Source organism: Spirosoma endophyticum, from assembly GCF_900112365.1.
Classification (GTDB): Bacteria; Bacteroidota; Bacteroidia; order Cytophagales; family Spirosomataceae; genus Spirosoma; species Spirosoma endophyticum.
This window is the reverse complement of sequence record NZ_FOLQ01000020.1, coordinates 35,236-58,598: the sequence shown is the minus strand read 5'-3', so window position 1 is coordinate 58,598 and position 23,363 is coordinate 35,236. Positions and strand designations below refer to the sequence as shown.

Genomic DNA, 23,363 nt, shown 5'->3' with positions numbered 1-23,363 from the left:
ATGAAACGAATTCTTTGCAGTATCGGCCTTTTATGGCTGACTGTCGCCTGCCGTGAAGCCAGCGATAAAGAAACGACCACCGCAACGGACGTTAAACCCACCGCCGAAGCCGCTGAGGGACAGCCCCACCATGATGAGGGGCCGGCCGATGTCGTAGAACTATCCAATGACCAGCTCCGCATCGGTGCCATCGGACTGGGCTCTGTCGAGTACCGCAATCTGGGTCAGTTACTCCAGTTGAATGGACGACTGGCCGTACCGGCCCAAAGCCAGGTGGCCATTACCGCCCTGCAAGGTGGTTTCGTCCGGAGTCTTCCGCTACTGCCGGGTCAGCCGGTGCGCAAAGGTCAAGTGCTGGCGCGCATCGAAAACCCGGATTTAGTGGCTATTCAGCAGGAGTATGCCGAAAATCAGAGCCGCCTGACGTATCTGGATGCGGAATACGCGCGGCAGAAAGAACTGAGTGAGCAGAATGTAAGCGCCCTGAAAGTATTTCAGCAAACGTCTTCCGAGCGCAATCTAATCCGGTCCCGGCTGGGTGGCCTGGCCTACCGGCTTCGACTGGTCGGGTTATCGGCGCAGGCTGCGTTAGACGGCAAATTCAGTTCGTATTACGTAATAACTGCTCCCCTGAATGGGGTGGTCACCAATGTCGCGGTGACGGTGGGCCAATACGTTCAACCCGCCGACATGATGGCCCAGTTGACCAGCAGCCAGGGGCTATACGCCGAACTGACCGTGTTTGAAAAAGATCTGCCCCAGATTCGCGAAGGCCAGCGGGTGAGTCTGCGGCTCAACAACGAGTCCGGCAAAGAACGGTCGGGCCGGATTACCTACATCAACCGGGCCATTGATGCGGATCGCTCGGTACGGGTAGTGGCCCGCCTTGACCAGCCAGACGTCCGACTGGCACCCAACACATTCCTGAAAGCAAGCCTGGATCTGGGAGACAGTCGGGTAACCGCCCTGCCCGAAGAGGCCATCGTCTCAGCGGAGGGTAAGGACTACATCTTTGTGGTAACCGACGAGAAAGCGCCCGAAGAACATGAACATAAGGAAGGTGAGGCTGGCCACTCTGAGAAAGAAGAACACAATCATGAAGCAGGCGAAGGGGAACAACACGGCACGACCTTTAAACAGATTCCCGTGCGAAGGGGGGTTACGGAAGGAGGCTACTCGCAGGTGACTCTTCCTGCTTCCCTTGACCTCAAAAAAGCACAGGTGGTTGTCAAGGGCGCTTACGCGGTGCTGTCGCAACTACAGGCCGCGGGTGGCGAAGAAGAAGGACACGCTCATTAACTCGAACGCTTAATCCGTATCACTCACCTACGTAACCGGCAACCAACTTACCATGACGCCCCTTTTCCAACAGATTATCACGTATGCCCTGCTGCCAACCCTGGCCCTGACGGGCGGAGGTTTACTAGCCTTGTCGATTCGATTGGGGGTTGAAGCCCGCTCGGCGATTCTGCATTTTGCCGCGGGCGTCGTTTTTTCGGTGGTGGCCGTCGAAATACTGCCGGATGTAGTCCGGTTGCATAACCCGTGGCTAACCATCCTGGGGTTTAGTTTGGGGATTGGCCTGATGCTGCTTATTCGCAGGTTTACGGAATCGCCGGAGGATTCGTCTTCGAGTGGTGAATTAAATCCAGGTTCCGCTACACCGACAAGTCAGCCAGCAGGGACGTTTCCGGTGGCTTTTCTACTAGCCATTGGCGTGGATCTGTTTATCGACGGACTACTGCTGGGCATTGGCTTTGCGGCTGGTGCCAAAGAGGGTATTCTACTGGCGCTGGCTTTGGGCGTCGAGGTGCTGTCACTGGGCCTGGCCACCGCCACGTCACTGGCTGATGAAGGCGTGTCGCGCGCCCGAATCATTCGCATGCTGCTAAGTTTATCGGCCTTGTTTTTCGCCAGCACCGTAGTCGGAGCTACCCTGCTTCACAATCTTCCCGAAACCGGGCTTGATATCGTGCTGTCGTTTGGCCTGGCGGCACTCCTGTTTTTAGTCACGGAGGAATTACTGGTCGAAGCCCATGAGGGACCGGAAAAGTCCTGGATGACGGCTACGTTCTTTGCCGGTTTCTTACTGTTTTTAATCTTGGGTATGACTGCCTGATGGGGTGTTCAATATTGACGGAGTGGTTTTGCGTGACAAACCTGGTTGGCTAATCCGGCGAGAGGACAATTTTAGTAAGCTTGATCATTTGCTAAACGACCCAACCGATGGTTTATACAATTCGTACGGTACAGGCAATTTTCGGATTAGTTATCCTGGTCATCATGGTGGGCTGGTGCCTCTGGCGCTTAGCGTGTTGGACTGGCCTTATTGCCAGGAAGATAATAAAGCGAAAGCCGTCTGAAAAACCGGGAAATGCGCCGGTGGGGAAAGGGCCGAAAAAGTCGCCGGGCAACCTATCTAAACAAGCCTATTACTGTGCCAAACGACACAATTAAAGCTTTTTTTAAGTTTAAGTGGCTCAACCTAACTTGGCTCTAACCAGAGACCAGTCCATGCAATGAATGAACTCCTGATGGGGAGTCTTACGCTTAGCCTACTGCACGCGCTGATTCCCAGCCATTGGCTCCCATTTGTGACCATCGGCAAAGCGAATACTGGAGTCAGCGGCAAACGCTGTTAGTCACTGCCCTGGCAGGACTCGCCCATACGCTCAGCACGACGCTGCTGGGAGTGCTGGTCAGTCTGGCCGGTTGGCAGTTGGCCGCCAATTATCACGAGTTGTCGGAGTGGGCGATTCCTTTATTGCTGCTGGCCCTAGGGCTGTGGTATCTGATTCGGACCGTCGCACGGCAGCACCTGCGGCACCGGTACGTTCATGACCACATCGATGCTGGAGCCATTCAAAAAGCTCGTTCGTTTGGCACGCTACTTTTATCGTTGGGTGTCGCTATGTTCCTGTCTCCCTGTCTGGAGATCGACCGGGTCGCCGGAGCGAACCTATTTTCTGAGTGCAGGAGCTAAGGGCTGGCAGGCGGTCCTGCTGGTTGCTTTGATCTATAATGTGATTACCTTATCGGGGATGCTGCTGATGGTAAGCGTAGGGCAACAGGGCCTGAGCCGGGTAAACCCGCATTGGCCTGGCGTGGCCCGGTTCGAACATAACGAGAATATACTTACCGGCCTGACACTGGTCGGACTGGCAGTACTTAACTTTTTTATTGAATTCTAATAGACTATGGCACACGACCACGATCATGACCACGACGACGTGGATCTGATTGAGGAAGGTACAACACCGGCAGCGGATGCCGCTCCTGCTAAAAAAGGCCCAGACCAAACTTGGCGCACCTATGCACCAGCGATCAGTAGCTTAGTGCTACTACTAAGCGGCATAGCCCTGGATCATTTCGCTAAAACCGTCCCTTCATTTCAGTGGTTCAACGATCCCATCCGGTTTATAGGGTGTGTCATCGCTTATTTGCCCGTTGGCTGGCCCGTGCTGAAGCGGGCCTGGAAAGGAATTGTGAGTGGGAACGTGTTCACTGAATTCTTTTTGATGGGCGTCGCGACGCTGGGAGCGTTTGGTATTCGCGAGTATCCCGAAGGGGTGGCGGTGATGCTGTTTTATACTATCGGTGAACTGTTTCAGGATGCGGCTGTGCTGCGGGCACGTCGTAGTATTAAGGCTCTGCTGGATGTGCGACCCGATGAAGTCACCGTTTTGCGCAATGGACAAGCACAAAGCGTAAAAGCATCTTCTGTCGCCATAGGGGATGTTGTGCAGGTTAAACCCGGAGAAAAAGTCGGTTTAGATGGTACCATGCGTACTGAAAGTGGCTCGTTTGATACTGCTGCTTTAACGGGAGAAAGCGTTCCGCGAACGATCCAAAAGGGAGAAGCCGTGCTCGCTGGGATGATTAACCGGCAGGCTCTGGTCGAAATGGACGTGACAACGCTCTATCAGGATTCCAAGCTGTCCCGGATTCTCAAACTGGTGCAGCAGGCCACCGGTCGTAAAGCCCAGACGCAGGAATTTATCGCCCGGTTCGCCAAAATCTATACCCCAACTATTTGTGGGTTGGCCCTTCTGATTACGATCGTGCCCTATTTTTTTACTCAAAATTATGAGTTTCGAGACTGGCTCTACCGGGGTCTGGTGTTCTTAGTCATTGGCTGCCCCTGTGCGCTGGTGATCTCGATTCCACTGGGCTATTTCGGCGGCATCGGGGCCGGGTCTAAACAGGGTATTCTATTTAAGGGGTCAGTGTTTCTGGATTTGATGACGCAGCTAAAAACGGTCGTCATGGACAAGACCGGTACGCTGACCAAGGGTGTTTTCAAGGTGCAGGAAGTCAAACCCGTTGGTGTTGATGCGGCTGAACTGACCCGATTAACGGCGGCATTGGAAAGCAAATCAACCCATCCGGTGGCTACGGCTATTTTGGAACACTCTGATCGGGGGCACGAGACGATGTCGGTGGAAAGCGTGGAAGAAATTGCTGGTCACGGCCTGAAAGGACGGGTAGAGGGGAAAGAAGTACTGGCCGGAAACGCTAAGCTGCTACGTAAGTTCAACGTCACCTTCGATGAAGCCCTGACCCAAATCCCGTACACCATCGTCATGACTGCCATCGACGGGCAGTTTGCGGGCTATTTCACCATTGCCGACGCGGTGAAACCCGATGCCGCCGACGCGGTGAAACGCCTGAAAGCCGATGGCATCCGAACGGTGATGCTATCGGGTGATAAGTCAGCCGTAGTGGAGATCGTGGCTAAACAGGTGGGGGTGGATGAGTGGCACGGCGATCTGTTGCCCGAAGACAAAGTAGCCCAGGTCGAACGACTCAAAGCAGAACTGGCTTCCAATCCAAAATCTAAGTTAGCATTCGTTGGCGATGGGGTAAACGATGCCCCGGTAGTTGCCCTGGCCGATGTGGGCATGGCGATGGGTGGGCTTGGCTCGGATGCCACCGTCGAAACCGCCGATGTCATTATTCAGAACGATGAACCGGCCAAAATCGCCACCGCCGTGGAAATTGGCCGGGCCACGCGCCGAATCGTCTGGCAAAATATCACCCTGTCGATGGTGGTAAAAGCGATTGTGTTGATTCTTGGCGCGGGTGGGCTGGCCACCATGTGGGAAGCGGTTTTTGCCGATGTAGGCGTAGCAATGCTGGCCATCCTGAACGCCGTGCGGGTGCAAAATCTGACGTTCAAAGAAGCCGATAACAGAACATCACCCCGCAATTTATAAACTGTGGGGTGATGTTCTATTATCGGCCATATAGGTTGCTGACGACAGTCAGGCTACTGGGTCGCTGTGGCCGCTGGTGTCATGCTTCTCAGCGTGGTGTTCCGCAGCCGCCTGCGCGTGCTGGTCGGCTAAATTGTGATGACCGTAGGCCACGTAAGCCTCGTGGGCTTCTTTCTCATGATCGCCTGCTTCATGCAGTTGCTGGGCGTTCTCGTGGTATTCAGCCGCTTTGCGGAAGTGATAAGCGGCTTCTTTATGATGTTCGTGTGCCATGATTGTAGGTTTTGGGCTAAACTGGTCCATTATCAACCCACGCCTATCCCGAATGTTTGACTATCCACCACTCTACAAGTGAATCACCTACCGGTTTGTCTTCATCAGTCCGGGACTGGCAGCCAGCACCCGAACCCGGATGATACCGGTCAACTGAATGGTGTCAGCCCGTTCAGCGGTGTTGAGGAGATAAACGGAATGATTGTAAAGAAAACATTCCCGGCTTAAGCCTCCGGGCCGGTACAGGTGCACTAAGAACAGCTCATAGACCCAGTACCGACCCGAGTAAACTTCCCAACCATTCGGATAGGGAAGGCCCATTTGCGCGTCAGGGATGGGCCAGTTCAGCCAGCGGATGTTACCCACGGGCCGTACACACCAATGGGTAATCCAAATCAAAAAACACTACTTTTTAAACTTGTATAAATAGGGTGCTTTGTTGGCGGCACCCGTGAATTTCTTCTCCAAACGCTCTAACACGTTCAAATCCAGAATTTTCTTTTGAAAATTGGTGATGACAAAAGGTCGGTTATAAACAGCCTCGTATAACTCCTGAACCTCCCGCATCGTGAACTTGTCGGGTAGCAGGTTGAAGCCGATTAGTTTCTGATTAAGGTTCTGCCGCAGGGCATCAAGCGCAACGGCCAGAATTTCGCTATGGTCATGAATCATGTCGGGAATATCACTGACACTGCGCCATTCGAGGCAGTCGTCAAACTCGCCTGCCTGCGGATTAACTTTATGAATATCGACAAGAGCATAATACCCGATGCAGACAAAGCGGCTGGTCAACCAGTCGGTCGCTACCGCATCGAACTGTTGGGCATCGAACGCTTGCAGTTCTGCCTTCATAGTTTCCTTATGGGGGCTGTCGACAATCCGATTTTCGTCGCCAAACACGCGGAACTGCTCCAGATAGATATTTTCTAAACCAGTACGTTCTTTCAAAATTCGGGTAGCCGCTTTATCGATGCCTTCGGTTTTGAGGACAAATCCGCCCGGCAGCGACCAGACACCCTTACCAAATTTGAATCTGCCAATCAGCACTTTTAACTCTTTAGCCTCGTAGCCAAAAATCACACAGTCAATCGACAGATGTGCTATATAATCGGCATCGCCAAACTTCTTCATCGTTTTGCAAAAATAGGGCTCATCCGCCTAATTAATCTTTTCTTCAAATATGACTATTTAAACACACAATAGTAAATATACTAACTATTTTATATTTTTTATAATATAAAAAATCTGATTACTTTTGTCCATGTCCATATTTCTAGTCGTTCCCTAAAACCATATTTCATGAAAAATTCGCTTCCAGTACGAATTACTCTGGCTCGTTTCAGCTGGCTTGGCATGTTTGCCTTTTGTATCCTCTGTTCGTTATGTTCAGTGGCACAAGTCAAAAAAGATACCACGAGTTATATCCAAACGCTCGACATCATAACGGGGAAGATCGATACCATCCTGGCTATCAATACCCATTTTGAAGCCCCCAACTGGCACCCCAATAATTACCTGATTCTCAACAGCAAAGGCAAAATTTATACCTTGAATTTGGCGTCTAAAAAAGTAGCCGAACTCAATACGGGCTCTGTCACCCAGTGCAATAACGACCACGGCATTTCGCCCGACCACAACTGGTTGGTCGTCAGCCATAATGACAAAAGCGACCCATCGACGAAATCCTACAAATCCGCCCTGTATATATTGCCTATTGCGGGCGGAGAACCCAGAAAAATTACGTCTGAAGTGCCTTCTTTTTGGCATGGCTGGACCCCGGATAGTAAGACAGTCGCCTATTGTGCTGAACGCAACGGCAACTTTGATATTTATACCATTGGAATTGACGGGGGTATTGAAAAACGATTGACCAGCACCGAGGGATTGGATGATGGACCCGATTATTCACCCGATGGGAAATACATTTATTTTAACTCCTACCGGACTGGGCATATGCAAATCTGGCGGATGCTAGCCGATGGGTCGAAACCCGAACAATTGACCTTTGATGAACAGTCGAACTGGTTTGCTCACCCCTCGCCCGACAATAACTGGATTGTGTACATCGCCTACATGAGTGATGAAAAGCAAGCCCATTTGTTTGGTAAAAACGTTAAACTACGCCTGATGAATACCAAAACCAAGGCTATCAAAGACATCACCCCCGTCTTTTACGGCGGTCAGGGTACGATCAATGTGCCTTCGTGGAGCCCCGATAGTAGAAAAATTGCCTTTGTCAGCTACTTAGTGAAATAGCCATCAATCCTTAACCAATAGTTCTCATGAAAAAAGACAACTCCTCCTCCAGAAGGCGATTTTTGCAGCAAATTGGGGCGACTAGTCTGGTGGCCGCGTCCTCACCCTTGTCGTCACTAGCCGCCCAGGCAAAAGCCGAAGAACGCATCCTGCAGTATGAAAGACCGGTTTCGTCAAATGACACCATCCGATTGGGGGTTATTGGGTATGGGGTGCAAGGCCATTTTGATTCCAATACGGCCCTTAAAGTGCCGGGGGTTGAACTGGCTGGCATTTGCGATTTGTACCCAGGCCGGCTAGAAAACGCTAAAGAAAAATTTGGCAATGAGTTATACACGACCCGAAACTATAAAGAACTGTTAGACCGAAAAGACATCGACGCGGTGATTATTGCCACGCATGATGTCTGGCATTCCCGCATCACCCTGGACGCATTAGCGAAAGGCAAGCACGTGTACTGTGAAAAACCGATGGTCTACAAAATTAGTCAGGGCTATCCGGTGATAGCAGCCGCCGAAAAAGCAGGTAAGGTGTTGCAGGTAGGCAGCCAACGAGTCAGTAGTATCGGCTATGCCAAAGCAAAAGAATTGTTGGCGGCTGGCGAAATTGGCAAACTCAACATGGTCAATGCCGTATATGACCGACAAAGCTCTATTGGTGCCTGGGAATACACGATTCCCAAAGATGCGGATGCCATGACGACCGATTGGGAACGCTTCATTGCCGTTACGGCGACGCCCAAAATGCCGTTTGATGCCAAGAAGTTTTTCTGGTGGCGAGCCTTTAAAGAAGTGGGTACAGGGGTAGCGGGCGACTTGTTTATCCACCTGCTAAGTGGTACGCATTTTATCACCAACTCCAAAGGCCCCAAAAGCATTTACAGTACCGGCCAGTTCAGCTACTGGAAGGATGGACGTAATCTGCCCGATGTGATGTCAGGTGTGATGCAATACCCCGACAGCCCCGAGCACGCTGCCTTTCAATTAACCTTACAGGTGAATTTTATCAGTGGTACAGGTGGTCAGGAGGTAATCCGGCTGGTTGGTTCGGAAGGTGTCATTGATGTGATTGGCAATAACATTACGCTTAAACATAGCCTGATGCCCGAATCCCCCGGCTTTGGCGGGTATGATTCCCTGTTCACGTTCTCAAAAGCGATGCAGGATGATATGCAAACCGACTATGATGCCAAATGGACAGCCGATCAACGAAAAAGGCCAACGAAGGAAGATATTGTCTTTAAAGCCCCTACGGGCTATGATGATCATTTAGACCACTTGACTAATTTCTTTGATTCAATCCGAACGGGGAAACCCGTTATTGAAAATGCCGAGTTTGGCTTTCGGGCAGCCGCACCGGCCCTGGCTTGCAACGCCAGTTACTTTAGCAAAAATATCGTGCATTGGGACCCCGTCAATATGAAATTGAACACCCCGAAAACGACGTAATTTTTGGCAATTGTGACTTAGTCTGATTTAGGACGGGTCAAAGACCTGACTTCCTGAAAGCGCAACTGGAGCGCCGGTCCGACGGAGCGCCGAGTGTCGGCCCAGCGGTCCGACCGGGACGCCGGGCCGACTTAATCTAGCTTAAGCTTATTTCTTAAGCTAGTTTATTGGCTCTCCTTTCCTGCCGCCCCAACTTTGCATTGTCACTTAACCACTTTGACAATGAAAGCAATCAACCTGTTAGTTATTCTTTGCCTTACTTTACTGACAGCCTGTAATCAGGAAACCAAACTTAAAGACCAGTCATTCGAGTTTGTAAACGTTAAAGGGTCTGTCGTTGAGCTTGACGGCGAGGAGGTTCTGAAAGTAGAACGGGATTTAGAAGTACTGCCGTTTGATGAGAAACATTTAGGGGCTACAGTGAATGGTCCGCTTTATACAAGACTAAAAAATTCCGATTTTGAAAACGGAACGATTGAAGTGAAAGTGCTGAGCCGGATACAGAAGAACACCCCCTATCGCGACTCCTGGGGATTTATCGGACTTGCATTCAGAATCAACAGTGACAATTCAGCATTTGAGTCGATGTATATACGGCCTAAAGTGGGCCGGGTAAAAAACCCAGTTGTTCGAAATCAGGCGATTCAGTATTACTCCTACCCCAACTATAAAATGGATAATATTGGCCGGTCGCCGGGCGGCCCCTTTGAAGCAAGTGCTGATATTGGTCTTGATGAATGGATAACCCTACGTATCGAAGTGGAGGGTCAGCAGGCATCCCTGTATATCAATGATAAAAAAGAACCTTCTCTTTCCATAAAACAGCTGAAAGGTAACCTAAAATCCGGGGCCGTTGGCTTGTGGGTAGACATCGGAACCGAAGGCTATTTCAAAGACTTGAGGATTACGAAAAAGTAAATTTGGATAGGCCCAATGTGAATTGAACTGGGTAACGACCTCTATTGACTGTTAACTTTCAGATCAGCAAAATAGCCTTCGGTGCCTACGTCAACCCACAAGCCAATGCCCCCTGACCGTCCCGCTGTTGCAACGCCTTCGCCATGCTTTAGATCCTTGACCAGCAGGGCGGGTTGCTTTGTGTCATTCAGGTAGAGTTCCGCTTCCTGCCCATTTACGACAATTCTCATTGTGATCCATTCGTTCAGGGTCATATCGGCATACGACTCGTACCGCTCCGGTGTTTCTTTCCGCAGGCGATCAAATTTGTAGTCAGGGTAGGAAAAGTACTGGATGGCGTGATTACGACGTACCTGATCGTCGGCCCGGCCATTGGTGGGGCGGATGTAGATACTCTCGAAGCTCGAATTGATTTCGTTGATCCGAAACGCAACCCCAACAAAACCACGGGCTGTTTCCGGTGCGTTTTTCAAGAGTCGACTCAGCACCTTGACTTCGATGGTACCGTTCATAAAATCAATGTCACTGATTCGAACAAACGTAGGCTCGTCCACCTGTTGCATGGTCGAATCCTTGATGACCCGGAGCGCATCTTTGCCCCTTATTCGCTCAAACGATATCGATACCAGGTTGGGAGCCAGTTTAGCTTTATTCAGCTTTATGGCTTGAGCGTTCACATTCATTGAGCCTAGCAGCAGGCTACTTATCAGCGCCGATAAGATCTGTTTCATATACTGAAATGCAGGTGGGTTAATTGATTATGAGTCAATCAAGGTATTACGACAAGTTTACCAGTGGCCAAATTACTATCCATAAATTGGTGGGCCTCTACGATCTGCCCCAGCGTAAAGGTTCGGCTAACGGGGAGTTTCACCCAACCCGCTTCGACTTGACGAATAAAGTCCTGAAACACGCTGGTCGGGCTGGTGATCTGACCGCTGTCATAGGTTGTCAGTCGAACCGTGGCGGGAATAAACTCCATGGGAGCGAAATCAGAAATCGTCCAGCTTTCAGCCAGCATACCGCTCATGCAAGCGGTGCCGCCGGGTTTAAGACAACCTAATGAGTCATGCAGCGTGGCCGTGCCAACCAGTTCCAGCACCTTATCGACACCCTGCGGAAAAATAGCCCGGACCGATTCGGTTACCTGACCCGAATCGATCAGCACATGCGTGGCCCCATTTTCCAGCAGTGCATTCTCTTTCTGGGGATTCCGAGTGGTCGCTAGTATCGTCAGCCCCACCAGGCTAGCGAGTTGTGCCGCCAGCATACCCACCGATGAAGTGCCCCCCCGAATCAACAATGTTTCTCCGGACTGAATACCCAAGGCTGGATACAACGAGCCGTAGACCGTTTGAAACATTTCGGGGATTGCTCCCAACGTTTCCCAGGGAAGCGTGCTCTCAAATGGATGGAGCAGGCTCCTCGGTAACAGCGTATACTCAGCATAGCTACCGTCGAAATCCCGGCCCATACCACCCATTAAGGCCATTACCGGCTGACCTTTATCATACTGGCCAGAGGGGTCATTTTCTACTTCGCCGACGCACTCGATACCGAGCACACGAGGAAGCTGAACCCCAGGTGAGTAACCTTTGCGCGTCATCAGTTCCGAGCGGTTCAGGCCAATCGCTTTCACGTTTATCAGTACCCATTCACCCGTTGGCGTGGGCAGGGGGCGTTCCTCCAGAACAAAGCGCTCAGGGCCTCCGGCTTGATATAATGCGGCTACTTTCATAAGGGGTCGGTATGTGCTACAGAAAGGATTGTCGCTGCTTCACGTTGGTAAACAGTTGGCAATCCATTTTTCAGGGTCGTTGATCCACCCACCAATCAACGACGTACTGGCTGGTTCGTTTAATCTTACTGCGATATTTACCCGTATTAATTACTTGGTCAACGAGGGGTCAATCAGGCCAGCCCCAAACTGAGGGTTTACCTTTTTGTAGAGCGTTGTTGGCTCAACGGTGAGAAACACTTCCAGGGTAGGGCCGGTAACTAGTTCAAGCAGATGCCCGCCCCGAACGGTGCCATCCTCGGCGGCCACAGTCGCGTGAATATGAACGATGGGTTTACCATTGAGTACGGCAATGTTACCCGTTAACGAGGACACTTCACTGGGTTCGCTAATGGGGATGCTTTTGAAGAGTTTACGACCGTAATCAAAGAAACCAAACGTAGCCGAGGTGGCATCGCCGATGGCGGTAAAGTGCGCCGTCTTTACCTGGTACTGTTGAGCAAATTCCGTCAAGCCCGACCGTATTTCATCCCCCATAGCGAAAATCAACACGTAATTTTTGAGGGGTCCATTGGTGCTCAATAACTTGACCTTGACGCCGGGTGCTTTGCCCACGTCAACGGGTTGCGTGGGCGAGATATATTCTTGTGAATAGACAGTCACCGGGATGCCAAGCATCGCCATGATGACGGTTAGTGTATAGCTAAATAAGCTAGTTTTCTTCATGAGATCGGGTTGGTTTTTGGGCAGCAGAAACGTTTCTGCTGCCCAAAAACCGCTATTTCATTATCCGGTAGTCGGCGACGGTGTGAACGATTATTTTATCGCCCTCCAAAAAGAACGTATCGGTTCCCATCGGGATTTGAGCAATGGCCGAATCACTAGCCCAGGCAACATACCCGACCTGATGGCTAACCGTCAATTGTTTCATGGTAAAGGCCGAACCCGTTGGTATAGTCAGAAAGTAATCAGCAAAAAACTGGCTGATAGCCGCTAATCCTTTCAAGGGGCCGTTTGGGGTCCATACCTGGGATTCTTCGGTATAGTCTTTCAGAATCTCCGCCAGGTCGTTGTTGCCAAAGGCCGTCAGGTGATGGCTAAGTACTTCGTTCGTTATTGCTTCGTTTGTGTTCATTGCTAAAAAAATGTTTGTGAATTAGCGTTTACTAGGCTGTCTTAGTCGGGAAACTAGCGCGGCAAAAAAGGCAGCATACTGGCCCAGACCGCCGAAAAATTCGTCAGGAACGCAGGATGAGGGGCATTGGGAATAATGCTTAGCTGTGCCTTTGGCATCATCTCATAGGCTGCTATGACCGTTTTCAGGGGGGCGTTTTGATCTTTTTCTCCCGCCATCACCAACACGGGGCATTGAATCTGGCCCAGTATGGACTTGCCGACACTGACGGCATTATAGTAGTGGTTAACCGACAGAAGCCACTCATCAAAGCGTTCGGGCTGGGGCAGTAGGGCCAATTGCTGGTTGACGTAGAGGCTGTCCAGGCCGAAAAGTGATTGGCGCGTATTGTCGAATGTTCGCCAACCGGTTTTCCACTCCCCGGCACCGATGGCAATCAGCTTTTTAACTTTATCCGGGTGCGAGCCGGCAAGATAATAACCCGTGTAAGCGCCATCACTGAAGCCTAAAACAAGCACGCTGTCTTTGGTTACCGCTTCAATGATGGCGTTGACATCCTCCGCTTTACGCTCGTAAGAAGGTACGCCAGAACCCATTTCTGATTTACCATGTCCGCGGGTAGAAATGGCGATGACCTGATGGGTTTTGGCCAGGCTATCAATAAATTGGGCCATCTCGTAGGTTGACCCCACGATACCACCATGCAGGACCACCAGGGGTTTTCCTTGTCCATAGACTTCGTAATAAATCCTGGCGTCTTTCGTCTGCGCATAATGGCCCGCTTTCGGATTGTTTCCATAGGGAATCGCCTGTGCCGGTGAAGGAGCCTGCTGCATGAAAGCACGCAGTCGATTGGGACTTTGGCTGAATGCGGCTGCGTTGGTGAGCAGCCATAAAAAGAAAAATAGGTGTTTCATTTTGGTATTGAAAACCAGGCAGAGCTGGGTCTTGCAAACTTTATGAGGAGTACGCTTTTTTAAGAATAAGGCCGGATGGCTACGTAGAGGAAATTCCCTTTGTTCTACGTAGCCAAGTCAGGGTTCAGGAGCTTTTCTTTAACCTCGTCTAAAAGGACCGTTTTGCTTAACGTCCCAAATTCATGAAGATCACCGAAGACTTCCAGGCGAATGGATTGATCCAGACCACCAACATGCAGGGGTTCAAACCCAGCATCGATAATCAATTCCTCGATGGCTGACTGAATAGAGTGGTCATCCGTGGCGTAAAATAGAACTGCCTGCTCCGGCGTTTGCCCGGAAGTCTGAGCCAGCGATGCCGCCCCTAATGTGCCGAAAGCTTTAGCGAGCGTCGCCCCTTTGGGGAGTAAAGAAGCGTTGATCTGACCGGCGGACTCGGTTTCGCCAATAATTTTGACAAAACCACCTTTGGGGTCCGGTGCAATTGGGTTAGACGGATCAATAATGATTTTGCCATCTAGCTGAGTGGCGTACTGCTGTAAAAACTCGCCAATGGCATCGAACCAGATGGCTAAAACAATAATGTCAGCTTCGTCAACAGCCGCCGATAGTTCCCTCGGTTGTGCGAAGTCTCCTAACTTGTTAGCCAAATTTTGTGCCGCTGTATAATCGCGGGAGGCTAGCATAACCGCCCGAAAACCTTTCGTTAGATTGATGGCTAGTGTACGGCCAATAGCGCCTAGACCAATAATAGCGACTTTTAATTCCTGGGCTTTTGACATGGTCTTTGTTGGTTAAATAATAACCAGACAAAGGTCCGTCCAACGGCCCAGGTACGCCAATAAGGTATCTTAAGAAATAGGCTTAAACTAGATTAAGATCAGACTGCTGGGTTGATACTTGGTGCTTCGTCGGACCGGCGCTCCGGTGACGGCGTCAGGAAGCAATGTCTTTCCTGATTTTGCTCAGAAATTCAGGCGTTATACCCAGATAAGAAGCAATTTGAGTATTGGGTAGCCGTAAGGCAAGCTTGGGATATTGGTCTAAAAAGGTAAGATAGCGTTCCTGAGCCGTTGAGCTGATGCTCTGCAAAACCCGGTTTTGCAACTCGACGTACTTGTTCTCAACGATGACTTTGAAGATCCGATCCAGCTTGGGAATATTGGTGTATAAAAAGTAAAGATCCTGCTTTTCGATTTGTAGTACAACCGCTGGTTCGATGGCTTCAATAAACAAAGCACTGGGCCTTCCGGCATGAAAGCTTCCTATATCAGCGATCCAGTCCTGTTCAGCAGAAAACTGTAGATTATGCTCGGTTCCTTTCTTATCGACGGCATACATCCGAAAGCAACCCTCAACAACGAATGTGTAGTGTCTACAGGGAAAGCCCTCCTGTAAGATGGCTTGTTTTCGTTTAATTTGCCGATGGGTTACCCGACCTTCTAGCAACTGTTCTTCCGTTTCTTTTAATGGAATGTAGCGTTCAAAATGAGCAATTAGGGGCTGTATAGACATTGGATGAAGGGTACTTTCCTACAAATCTAAAAATCTATTCACTAATAATGGTGCTGTATTAATTGTCTCAAATAATGCTCCCACCTGAGACATATTCTTACGTACGCATCTTGAAAGTTCACATTTTGTGAACTTTTTCTGTATCTTTACAGTAGCTTATGAAAGTCCATCTAATCAGAAAGGAAACGATTGAGGCTTATACCCAAAAGAACGCTCGTAGTAAAAGTTCGTTTAAGGTTTGGCTCACCGTTATCAAATTTGCCGATTGGCAGACGCCAGAAGCTATTAAAGATACCTTTGGGGCAGCCGATTTGCTGGGTAATGGCACCAACCGTGTTGTATTTAATATCGGCGGCAATAACTACAGAATGATCTGCAAATACGCCTTTGGGAAGAACCAGGTTCATCTGTTTGTCTGCTGGATAGGAACCCATGCCGAGTATGATAAGCTTTGTAAGCATAATGAACAGTATACTGTAAATCATTATTGAAATGGAAACACTCAGATATAAGGTAATCAAATCCGAGAAACAATATAATGACTACTGTACTGCTTTAGAAGAGCTAGTGACTGGAAGCGATCAAGGCGAAAATACGCAGGATGAAATCGAGCTGCTCACTTATCTAATTGAAAAGTGGGACGCTGAGCATAACTCATTCGAGGATGTAGATCCCATCGAGTTACTCACAGCCCTGATGAGTGAGAAATCGCTTAAAGCGAAAGATATAACTCAGATTTTAGGCGTAAGTAAAGGCCTTGTTTCCGATATTTTGCATTATAAGAAAGGGTTGTCCAAAGAGATCATCAGGACACTTTCAAGCTACTTTAGCGTTTCTCAAGAAGCGTTCAATCGGCCTTATAAATTAAGGGTGCCCGAAAATAGCCACTTCAAAAATGCCAGTGTTATGAACACTCGAAAAGATCTACAACTGGCTTAGCATCAATTTACAATAGCATCCAGCTGCAACTGCTGCTTTACTGGTAAAATCTGTCCTCCTCATTATACACTATCTAACCATCTAAGTGTATCTAAAAATGGGCGTTTTTTAATAACGGTCAACTATTATCCGTAGCATACGTGTCTTAACCCTCTAAATGTAAAAGGACAAAATTGTTAAAACAGCTGGTTCGCTGGTGCGATTAGTCCTTTTACATTCAGAGGGTTAAAAGAGGGTTATGTTGATATCCAGAAGTTGACATAACAATATAATTCTATTTTTTAAAAGGTATAAAGCGGCTGTTTTTCAGGGGCATAGTTGCCAATCAAGTAGTCAGTTTTTTATACCGCAACAAAGCCTCTAGAAAATAATAATCGGCATAGACCAGCGGTACATCTTTTTCAACGCCATGCGGAATGCTACCTACACTATGTTTCAGGATAAAATTCGCATTTTCGCCAGGGTTGGCCCGGTAAGCAGCACCAGCCAGCGAATGCAGCATCGTAATGGCAGCCGTGCGATAGCTCGCTCCAGTCTTACCCAGAAACCCACTCAGTTCCAGCAATGCGGAAGCTGTAATGGCGGCGGCTGATGCATCGCGCAAGGGCACCGTAACTTCGCGGGTATGTGCGTTCACGCCAGGCGTGTATCCTTCCTGGTTTACGTTAAAGTCCCATAAGGGTACTTTGTCGGCAGGTAGATTCTTATGGTTGAGGTAATAATCGGCCATTTTCTGCGCAGTATGCAGGTATTTAGGATCTTTCGTTTCACGATACATCGCTGAAAACCCATAAATACCCCAGGCCTGCCCCCGTGACCAGGTCGAATTGTCGGCGTATCCCTGAGCCGTTTCCCGACCCTGAACCCGACCCGTTTCAGGATCGTAGCAAACGACGTGATAGCAGCTATAATCGGGGCGTAGCTGATGTTTGATAACGTTGTCGGCGTGAGTAATGGCAATTTGCCGGAATGACGAGTCGCCGGTGACTTTCGAGGCAAAAAACAGCAACTCCAGATTCATCATGTTGTCGATAATGACCGGATAGGTGTACGTAGGCTGCCCATGCCACGAAACGAATTTATTCCACGATTTAATACTACCCGTTTTCGGGCTAAAACGCGTACTGAGCGAACGGGCCGACTGTACCAGAATGTCTTTATAAGCCGGGTTATTCGTGAGTCGATAGGCGTTTCCGTAGCTGCAGTACATCATAAATCCCAGATCATGGTGTTCGGTGAACGTCTTGAGGGGCTCCAGTTTTTCGGTCCATTGGATAGCTGCCCGTTTTAGCGATTCATCCCCGCCCGCTTCGTAGGCGTACCAGAGGCTACCCGGAAAAAAGCCCGACGTCCAGTCGTACATAGTGGTTGATTTTAGCTGGCTCGACTCATCGGCGGTGCGCGGGAAAGCCAGCCCGGAAGCCTCATTGAGCATGTTTTTTAACAGCGTATCGGCGTGGGCAAAGTTGTTCTGGATGAAAGCCTCTTCCCTGGGAGAAACCGTCATGGCGGTTAGCAGGCAATAGACTAGCAGGCCGGCCGTTAAAGCCAGCGGCAGAAGAAATCTTTTCATTGACTTTGTGCGTTACGTTTGCGAGCTCAAAAAAGGCTGGCAGGAAAACCACACCAGCCTTTCGAAACTTAACCTAAACCTATAATGAAAGCCTGTGCGTCCTACCTGGTCACTGGTCGTAACCCGATCTGATGACCAGCTATAACCACTATGAATTGATCTACCAGCCCGGATTCTGCGTCAGGTTAGGATTCATCTCGATTTCGGTCTGGGGGATGGGCCAGGTGGTGATATTATCCTTCCAGGTGTAGGAAACAGTTACGCTACCCCATATCTGATTAACGCCACTTCCCGGCGAGAACACTTTTTCTTTGAGCGAACCCCAGCGCAATTCGTCGAAGTAATTGATACCTTCGTTCACAAATTCCACCCGGCGTTCGTTACGGACGCGCTCGCGCAGATCAGCCTGGCCCCCTACGGTCGTAGCCGCTGAGGAGTTGAGCAGACCCACCCCCGCCCGGGCCCGTACTTCATTCACCAGGGCTACGGCTTCGGCGGTTTTACCCTGTTCGTTCAGAGCTTCGGCCCACATCAGCAGTACGTCGGCATAGCGAATGATGGGCAAATCGATGGGACCGTACTGTCGGCTCAGCAATTCGGTCGAGCCTTCGTATACGAACTTGCGGTGCAGGTAAAAAAGCTGACTGCGTGAGTCGGTGAACAGGTCGAGTACCGGGGGCGTTTCGCTACGCGAGGGCCAGCGATTCGTGTAAATCTGGTCGGCGTTGTTTTGCGGACGGCCCAGGTACGTAGCGTAGGGCACAATCACGTTGAGTTGCAGGCGGGGGTCGCGGTTCTGATAGGCTTTGGCAATACGCTCTTCGTTGCCGGTCGGCAGGTACAGCTTCATATCCAGTCCTCGGGCGGTTGCCGTGCTGATTTCCGCAGCGGTCAAATTATTGCGAAAAAAAAACACTTCCCGCTTATCGACCGGCATGGCGCTATAGCCCGGCAGCACGTCGTCCCAGTTGAATTTGCTGCCATCTTTGTTTTCGTACAGATCAACCACTTTGTTCGACACGTAATAGCTGTTCCAGCAGGAGCCAAACGAGGAACGCGTGCCGCAGAAAAATTGGGTCGTTGACCCGTAGGTATCGACACCGGTATGTTGCAGCGAAAAAATCATTTCGTCGCTCTGCTCATTGGCTTCCTTAAACAGCTTGCTATAATCGGCAAAGAGTTTGTAACCCGCTTCTTTCACTTTAGCAAAATCGGCGGCTGCTTCGGCGTATTTTTTCTGGTAGAGGTACACTTTTCCCCGCAACGCGTAAGCCGCTCCTTTCGTGATGTGGCCGTAGTTGGCCGCTTTGGCTGCGTACTTCTGGGGCAGGGCCGGTTCGTTGATCGCTTCGGTTAAATCCTTCAACACTACCTCCCAAACCGCACTTTCGGTTTCGCGGGCTTTGTTCATCTCGATTACTTCTACGGGCTCCAGATAGACCGGCACGCCTTTGAACAGCTGATTTAGGCGCAGGTAAAAATAGGCCCGCAGCACTTTGGACTCCGCTACCAACCGGGCTTTCTTGTCGGCGGCCGAAGGTGACCGGGTACCAATGTTGGCAATGGCATCATTGGCGCGGTGAACGCCTTCGTAGAGTTCTTTCCAGGTGTTGCTGAACCGGCCACTCGATGTGGTAGCCGTACCGTTAATCAGATCGTTGCCGCCCCGCGTCAGGGAGGTGAAGCCGAGGCCGTCCATCTGGTATAGTTCACGCTCGGAGGCTGAGGTGGTAACAATGCCCAGCCGAAGCGCGTTGTAGACGCCAGCCACCCCTAAATCGGTCAGGGCGTCACTCGTCCACATATTGGCCGAACTAATGGAGCCATACGGCACGGTATCCAGCAAGTCTTGCCGGCAACTGTTCAGGCTGCACAGGGCCAGCAGGAGCAACCCCATTTTCTGGAGGCTGATCGGATGAAGTTTGTCTATTAGTGAATTTCGTTTCATGGTCGTCTTGATGTCGATTAGAATGTCAGGTTAAGGCCCACCGCATACTGCTTCATGGTCGGGTAGGACAGATTGAAATTCTGATTCGTTATGGTCGATATGTTTACGCTTTCCGGATCAAGGCCTGGGTACGAAGTCAGGGTCAGTATATTCTCACCCGATACGAACACACGCGCCCGGCTAAGACCCACGCGGCTTCCCCACGTTCCCGGAATCGTGTAGCCAAGCTGGAGGTTTTTCAGTTTCACGTACGAGGCATCATACAGCCAGTACGTACTGGAAATATTGGTCTGATTATCCGTGCCGTTTTTCAAACGGGGAAATTTGCCATTTGTGTTATTGGCGGGATCACTGGTATTGGCATCGTTGTAATAATAGTGGTCGTCGGCAATGCGGGTACTAATCGAGTTGGTCAACGTCGTGCGGGTATTGTTCACACCCGACTGATTGTAGAGGTACTGCATCCCTAAGTTACCCGCCCAAAGCATCGAAAAATCAAATCCTTTCCAGGCAGCACTGAGGGTCAGACCCACGGTGTACTTCGGATTGGGGTTCGTGCCGGTAAACTTCTTGTCGAAATTATTGCCGTAGATACCGTCGCCGTTGAGGTCGGCGTAAATCAGATCGCCGTAGTAAAGCTGTCCCTTCCCGACCGTGCTCACCGGCTGAAATTTGTAGCCTTTGGTAATCATCGCCTGTACCCAGGCCATATCTTCGGGCGTACGAATCATCCCATCCGTTGGGCCCCCGTTGATGTTCGGGGTTCCGTCGGTATTGGAATGGCTGCCGTCGCCACGATACACGTCGAGCAGATAGTATTCGTTGATGCCGTGTCCTTCGAGGACGCGCGTGTCGCCACCGCTGGATACCTGTCCAACGTTGGAGTTATACGCTTTGCTACCAGTCGCATCGGTGGTATAGCCTTCGCTGAGGGTTCCCCGGTAGTTAGTAACCCGGTTAAGGTTATACGCCACGTTGCCACTGACCGAGAAATCGACGGGACCGATTTTGTCGCGCCAGCCCAGCGTGAGTTCAATGCCCTTGTTGAGTACCGAAGCCGTGTTCTGGGTGGGGGCCGTTTTCGTGCCCGCCGTAAGGTAAACCGGGGGAGTCGTCAGAATCCCATCCGTCAGTCTGCGGTAGAGGTCAATCTCAACGTTCATACGCCCCTTGAACAGGACACCTTCCAGCCCGATATCTGTAACGGTTGTGGATTCCCATTGCAGAAGTGGATTGGCGAATTTGGCCTGCACTAAGCCCGTGGTGGCAATGTTATTGAATGAGTAGGGTACTTTGCCGTAGGTAGCCTGATAGTCGTAATCGCCGGAGGCATTGTTACCCAGTTTCCCCCAGGATGCCCGCAGCTTCAGGTTCTGAATTTTATTGTTTAGCCCCCGCATAAACGGCTCTTCCGAAATACGCCAACCCGCTGAAAACGATGGAAATACCCCCCAACGGCTCTCTGGAGAAAATTTGGATGACCCATCGTACCGCAGATTAGCCTCAACCAGATATTTCGACTGATAGGCATAATTGACGCGGCCAAAGAACGAGCGTAAGGCCCGGTCGTACTCCTGGCCGCCCGCCGTGTTGGAGGTTTCTCCGGCTGAACCCAGCGTGGTGGTGTTGTAATCAATCAAACCGCGTTTAGAAGCGCTGAAGTCATAGTAGCGGAAATAAAACTGGTTGTACCCAACCAACGCGCCGAAGTCATGGTCGCGCCCGAAAGTGGTGCTATAACGTAGCACGTTATCGAACGTCAGCAGGTAATCGCGGTTGAACGAGTAGCCGGTACTGAGCTGGTCGGGCGTGGTGAGCTGCACTTTCTGGGTATTGGTCGAAAAATCCCAGCGTTCGCCGGGGCCGGGCAGCGAAAACGAATTGCCTTCGTTGAAGCGGGTCTGGTAGTTCACTTTTGGCTCTAGCGTCAGGCCCTTAGCCAGCGTCAGCACACCATACAGAGTGGTGTTGAAGCGGGTCGTGCGGTCCAGGCCACCCGTACCATCCAGGTACCCCAGAATATTATTGACCGTGGTTGGCTCCTCCACCGCCACCGGGAAACCATAGCGCCCGTTGTAGTAGGGATAAATACCCGGATTGGTCTGCCAGAGAAAATTAAAGGCGTTATCGGTATTGGCTTTACCCGCCGACTGCGTCGAGGCAAACGTCTGGGTACCCAGCGTCAGAAACTTCGTCACCTTCGACTCGATGTTAGCCCGGAGCTGATACCGTTTAAGGCCGGTGTTCTGCATCACCCCCCGATTGTCCAAATACCCCAGCGATACGTTATACAATACTTTGTCGCTGCCGCCATTCACGGCAATGTTGTGGTTCTGCACAATCTCGTTCCGAAACACCCACTTTGCCCAGTCGGTGTTGGGGTAAGCTACGTAGTTGGGTACGCCCCCGGCGCTCATGGCATCCGGGTTTTTATTAGCCTCCTCCCAGGTCTTGATGGTATTATCCGAATAGGTTTCAGCCACGCCAATGTTGCGATTGCTTTCGTTAAACAACCGCATGTAGCGCACGTAATCCGACACAAAATTGGGCACACTACTGGGCCGCGCCGACGACATCAGACCCGTGTACGTAACGGTTGTTTTACGGGCTGAGCCTTTTTTGGTCGTAATCAGAATAACGCCATTGGCCGCCAGCGAACCGTAAATCGAAGCCGACGCGGCATCTTTCAGGATCGAGATGGACTCAATATCGTTGGGGTTGACGGAATCCATTGACCCCTGCACGCCGTCGATAATCACCAGCGCATCGCTGTTATTGAGCGTACCCGTGCCCCGAATCCGAATAGTAGCTCCGTCGGAGCCCGGCTTACCGGACGCCTGCCGCACCGATACACCGGGAGCCAGACCCGCCAGTGATGACGATACGTTGGTGACGGGCCGATTTTCGATGTTTTTGGCCGTAACCGTCGCCACGGACCCGGTCAGGTTTACTTTCTTCTGCGTCCCATACCCCACTACGACTACTTCGCTCAGGGCCTGCGCATCGGGGGCCATCGTTACGTTAACGGTAGTCTGATTGCCAATGGCAACTTCCTGTTTTACATAGCCGATAAACGAGAACACCAGCGTAGCGCCCTTTTCGGCAACAATCCGATAATTCCCATCCGCGTCCGACGATGCACCGCGTGTGGTATTCTTGACCTGAATACTCACACCGGGTAATCCTTTGCCTGTTTCGTCGATAATGGTTCCAGCGATGGTTTCGTCGGCCAACAAATGACGAGTTGCCGATGGATCGCTGGTTGTTGGCGTCGCTTCGACCAACCCGGTCGTCAGACAAAAACTGACGAGTTGTAGCAATAGCGCGAAACATCGGTATGGCGTATTAAACAGCGCACGTACAAGTTGCTTCATAATTTTAGATATAAAGTTTATTGAGTAGTCAGGCTTCTGATATAGGGTAGCCTGCGGCCCGATGGATGGGAGCAAAATTGGCGTAGAGCGGAAAAAACAAGGGGGGGCAATCG

Annotated in this window: 24 protein-coding genes; 11 read left to right on the top strand and 13 right to left on the bottom strand. The window is 50.6% G+C overall.

The genetic code is table 11. From position 1 onward, the window contains the following. The 6 genes from BM202_RS29350 to BM202_RS29330 all read left to right on the top strand — a co-directional run bounded on the left by BM202_RS29350 (position 1) and on the right by BM202_RS29330 (position 5,216). Positions 1-1,299 (top strand): efflux RND transporter periplasmic adaptor subunit, encoded by a 1,299-nt coding sequence (locus BM202_RS29350; protein ID WP_093832938.1) that lies wholly within the window; start codon positions 1-3, stop codon positions 1,297-1,299. Positions 1,300-1,351: 52 nt separating this feature from the next. Beyond that, positions 1,352-2,119 (top strand): ZIP family metal transporter, encoded by a 768-nt coding sequence (locus BM202_RS29345; protein WP_093832936.1) that lies wholly within the window; start codon positions 1,352-1,354, stop codon positions 2,117-2,119. Positions 2,120-2,226: 107 nt separating this feature from the next. Further along, the gene (locus BM202_RS37490) at positions 2,227-2,457 is read left to right on the top strand and encodes a hypothetical protein (protein ID WP_177236726.1); all 231 of its coding nucleotides are present in this window, start codon (positions 2,227-2,229) and stop codon (positions 2,455-2,457) included. Positions 2,458-2,581: 124 nt separating this feature from the next. Next, positions 2,582-2,983, top strand: a complete 402-nt coding sequence (locus BM202_RS38945) for a hypothetical protein (RefSeq protein WP_317039727.1) — start codon at positions 2,582-2,584, stop codon at positions 2,981-2,983. Positions 2,984-3,023: 40 nt separating this feature from the next. Further along, a complete protein-coding gene (locus tag BM202_RS38940) occupies positions 3,024-3,191 on the top strand; it encodes a hypothetical protein (protein WP_317039726.1) in 168 nt (55 codons plus the stop codon). A 6-nt stretch (positions 3,192-3,197) separates the two neighbouring features. After that, positions 3,198-5,216 carry a heavy metal translocating P-type ATPase gene (locus BM202_RS29330; RefSeq protein ID WP_093832932.1) on the top strand — a complete coding sequence of 673 codons (2,019 nt, stop codon included), beginning with the start codon at positions 3,198-3,200 and terminating at the stop codon, positions 5,214-5,216. Positions 5,217-5,264: 48 nt separating this feature from the next. Here the strand turns inward: BM202_RS29330 and BM202_RS29325 are convergent, their stop codons facing one another. From BM202_RS29325 to BM202_RS29315, 3 genes are all read right to left on the bottom strand, one after another. Beyond that, the gene (locus BM202_RS29325) at positions 5,265-5,489 is read right to left on the bottom strand and encodes a hypothetical protein (protein WP_093833048.1); all 225 of its coding nucleotides are present in this window, start codon (positions 5,487-5,489) and stop codon (positions 5,265-5,267) included. A gap of 87 nt (positions 5,490-5,576) precedes the next feature. Further along, positions 5,577-5,888 (bottom strand): hypothetical protein, encoded by a 312-nt coding sequence (locus BM202_RS29320; RefSeq protein ID WP_143100782.1) that lies wholly within the window; start codon positions 5,886-5,888, stop codon positions 5,577-5,579. Positions 5,889-5,894: 6 nt separating this feature from the next. Then, the gene (locus BM202_RS29315; RefSeq protein ID WP_093832928.1) at positions 5,895-6,620 is read right to left on the bottom strand and encodes an NUDIX hydrolase; all 726 of its coding nucleotides are present in this window, start codon (positions 6,618-6,620) and stop codon (positions 5,895-5,897) included. 168 nt (positions 6,621-6,788) lie between these two features. Between BM202_RS29315 and BM202_RS29310 the strand changes: the two genes are divergently transcribed. The 3 genes from BM202_RS29310 (at position 6,789) to BM202_RS29300 (ending at position 10,111) form a co-directional block, all read left to right on the top strand. After that, positions 6,789-7,745, top strand: coding sequence for a TolB family protein (locus BM202_RS29310; protein ID WP_093832926.1), 957 nt, complete (start codon positions 6,789-6,791; stop codon positions 7,743-7,745). Between the two features lie 26 nt (positions 7,746-7,771). Further along, positions 7,772-9,193 carry a Gfo/Idh/MocA family oxidoreductase gene (locus tag BM202_RS29305; protein ID WP_093832924.1) on the top strand — a complete coding sequence of 474 codons (1,422 nt, stop codon included), beginning with the start codon at positions 7,772-7,774 and terminating at the stop codon, positions 9,191-9,193. Positions 9,194-9,415: 222 nt separating this feature from the next. Further along, positions 9,416-10,111, top strand: coding sequence for a LamG domain-containing protein (locus BM202_RS29300; RefSeq protein WP_093832922.1), 696 nt, complete (start codon positions 9,416-9,418; stop codon positions 10,109-10,111). A gap of 41 nt (positions 10,112-10,152) precedes the next feature. Here the strand turns inward: BM202_RS29300 and BM202_RS29295 are convergent, their stop codons facing one another. The 7 genes from BM202_RS29295 to BM202_RS29265 form a co-directional block, all read right to left on the bottom strand. Continuing rightward, complete coding sequence (locus BM202_RS29295; protein WP_093832920.1) at positions 10,153-10,842, bottom strand: hypothetical protein; 690 nt, start codon at positions 10,840-10,842, stop codon at positions 10,153-10,155. Positions 10,843-10,880: 38 nt separating this feature from the next. After that, on the bottom strand, positions 10,881-11,849 hold the full coding sequence (locus BM202_RS29290) for a zinc-binding alcohol dehydrogenase family protein (protein ID WP_093832918.1): 969 nt from the start codon (positions 11,847-11,849) through the stop codon (positions 10,881-10,883). Positions 11,850-11,999: 150 nt separating this feature from the next. Further along, positions 12,000-12,575, bottom strand: a complete 576-nt coding sequence (locus tag BM202_RS29285; protein ID WP_218160618.1) for a PPC domain-containing DNA-binding protein — start codon at positions 12,573-12,575, stop codon at positions 12,000-12,002. Positions 12,576-12,627: 52 nt separating this feature from the next. Next, positions 12,628-12,984 (bottom strand): nuclear transport factor 2 family protein, encoded by a 357-nt coding sequence (locus tag BM202_RS29280; RefSeq protein WP_093832916.1) that lies wholly within the window; start codon positions 12,982-12,984, stop codon positions 12,628-12,630. 53 nt (positions 12,985-13,037) lie between these two features. Continuing rightward, complete coding sequence (locus BM202_RS29275) at positions 13,038-13,901, bottom strand: alpha/beta fold hydrolase (protein WP_093832914.1); 864 nt, start codon at positions 13,899-13,901, stop codon at positions 13,038-13,040. Positions 13,902-14,005: 104 nt separating this feature from the next. After that, positions 14,006-14,683, bottom strand: coding sequence for an NADPH-dependent F420 reductase (locus BM202_RS29270; protein ID WP_093832912.1), 678 nt, complete (start codon positions 14,681-14,683; stop codon positions 14,006-14,008). A gap of 154 nt (positions 14,684-14,837) precedes the next feature. Next, positions 14,838-15,416, bottom strand: a complete 579-nt coding sequence (locus tag BM202_RS29265) for a Crp/Fnr family transcriptional regulator (protein ID WP_093832910.1) — start codon at positions 15,414-15,416, stop codon at positions 14,838-14,840. 158 nt (positions 15,417-15,574) lie between these two features. Here BM202_RS29265 and BM202_RS29260 point away from each other — a divergent pair, with 158 nt between their 5' ends. Both BM202_RS29260 and BM202_RS29255 read left to right on the top strand, forming a co-directional pair. Beyond that, the gene (locus tag BM202_RS29260; RefSeq protein ID WP_093832908.1) at positions 15,575-15,907 is read left to right on the top strand and encodes a type II toxin-antitoxin system HigB family toxin; all 333 of its coding nucleotides are present in this window, start codon (positions 15,575-15,577) and stop codon (positions 15,905-15,907) included. A gap of 1 nt (position 15,908) precedes the next feature. Next, the gene (locus BM202_RS29255; protein WP_093832906.1) at positions 15,909-16,355 is read left to right on the top strand and encodes a helix-turn-helix domain-containing protein; all 447 of its coding nucleotides are present in this window, start codon (positions 15,909-15,911) and stop codon (positions 16,353-16,355) included. Between the two features lie 325 nt (positions 16,356-16,680). On the opposite strand, the gene BM202_RS29250 is transcribed toward BM202_RS29255, so the two are convergent. The 3 genes from BM202_RS29250 to BM202_RS29240 form a co-directional block, all read right to left on the bottom strand. Beyond that, positions 16,681-17,928, bottom strand: coding sequence for a glycoside hydrolase family 88 protein (locus tag BM202_RS29250; protein WP_093832904.1), 1,248 nt, complete (start codon positions 17,926-17,928; stop codon positions 16,681-16,683). A 160-nt stretch (positions 17,929-18,088) separates the two neighbouring features. Further along, positions 18,089-19,876 (bottom strand): RagB/SusD family nutrient uptake outer membrane protein, encoded by a 1,788-nt coding sequence (locus BM202_RS29245; RefSeq protein WP_218160617.1) that lies wholly within the window; start codon positions 19,874-19,876, stop codon positions 18,089-18,091. 17 nt (positions 19,877-19,893) lie between these two features. Continuing rightward, positions 19,894-23,250 (bottom strand): SusC/RagA family TonB-linked outer membrane protein, encoded by a 3,357-nt coding sequence (locus BM202_RS29240; protein WP_093832902.1) that lies wholly within the window; start codon positions 23,248-23,250, stop codon positions 19,894-19,896. Positions 23,251-23,363 lie beyond the last annotated feature (113 nt).

Bases quoted from the DNA above. Each gene is read 5' to 3' on its own strand.
- BM202_RS29350 (WP_093832938.1), top strand. From the start codon at position 1: ATGAAACGAATTCTTTGCAGTATCGGCCTTTTATGGCTGACTGTCGCC.
- BM202_RS29345 (WP_093832936.1), top strand. From the start codon at position 1,352: ATGACGCCCCTTTTCCAACAGATTATCACGTATGCCCTGCTGCCAACC.
- BM202_RS37490 (WP_177236726.1), top strand. From the start codon at position 2,227: ATGGTTTATACAATTCGTACGGTACAGGCAATTTTCGGATTAGTTATC.
- BM202_RS29330 (WP_093832932.1), top strand. From the start codon at position 3,198: ATGGCACACGACCACGATCATGACCACGACGACGTGGATCTGATTGAG.
- BM202_RS29325 (WP_093833048.1), bottom strand. From the start codon at position 5,489: ATGGCACACGAACATCATAAAGAAGCCGCTTATCACTTCCGCAAAGCG.
- BM202_RS29315 (WP_093832928.1), bottom strand. From the start codon at position 6,620: ATGAAGAAGTTTGGCGATGCCGATTATATAGCACATCTGTCGATTGAC.
- BM202_RS29310 (WP_093832926.1), top strand. From the start codon at position 6,789: ATGAAAAATTCGCTTCCAGTACGAATTACTCTGGCTCGTTTCAGCTGG.
- BM202_RS29305 (WP_093832924.1), top strand. From the start codon at position 7,772: ATGAAAAAAGACAACTCCTCCTCCAGAAGGCGATTTTTGCAGCAAATT.
- BM202_RS29300 (WP_093832922.1), top strand. From the start codon at position 9,416: ATGAAAGCAATCAACCTGTTAGTTATTCTTTGCCTTACTTTACTGACA.
- BM202_RS29295 (WP_093832920.1), bottom strand. From the start codon at position 10,842: ATGAAACAGATCTTATCGGCGCTGATAAGTAGCCTGCTGCTAGGCTCA.
- BM202_RS29290 (WP_093832918.1), bottom strand. From the start codon at position 11,849: ATGAAAGTAGCCGCATTATATCAAGCCGGAGGCCCTGAGCGCTTTGTT.
- BM202_RS29285 (WP_218160618.1), bottom strand. From the start codon at position 12,575: ATGAAGAAAACTAGCTTATTTAGCTATACACTAACCGTCATCATGGCG.
- BM202_RS29280 (WP_093832916.1), bottom strand. From the start codon at position 12,984: ATGAACACAAACGAAGCAATAACGAACGAAGTACTTAGCCATCACCTG.
- BM202_RS29275 (WP_093832914.1), bottom strand. From the start codon at position 13,901: ATGAAACACCTATTTTTCTTTTTATGGCTGCTCACCAACGCAGCCGCA.
- BM202_RS29270 (WP_093832912.1), bottom strand. From the start codon at position 14,683: ATGTCAAAAGCCCAGGAATTAAAAGTCGCTATTATTGGTCTAGGCGCT.
- BM202_RS29265 (WP_093832910.1), bottom strand. From the start codon at position 15,416: ATGTCTATACAGCCCCTAATTGCTCATTTTGAACGCTACATTCCATTA.
- BM202_RS29260 (WP_093832908.1), top strand. From the start codon at position 15,575: ATGAAAGTCCATCTAATCAGAAAGGAAACGATTGAGGCTTATACCCAA.
- BM202_RS29255 (WP_093832906.1), top strand. From the start codon at position 15,909: ATGGAAACACTCAGATATAAGGTAATCAAATCCGAGAAACAATATAAT.
- BM202_RS29250 (WP_093832904.1), bottom strand. From the start codon at position 17,928: ATGAAAAGATTTCTTCTGCCGCTGGCTTTAACGGCCGGCCTGCTAGTC.
- BM202_RS29245 (WP_218160617.1), bottom strand. From the start codon at position 19,876: ATGAAACGAAATTCACTAATAGACAAACTTCATCCGATCAGCCTCCAG.
- BM202_RS29240 (WP_093832902.1), bottom strand. From the start codon at position 23,250: ATGAAGCAACTTGTACGTGCGCTGTTTAATACGCCATACCGATGTTTC.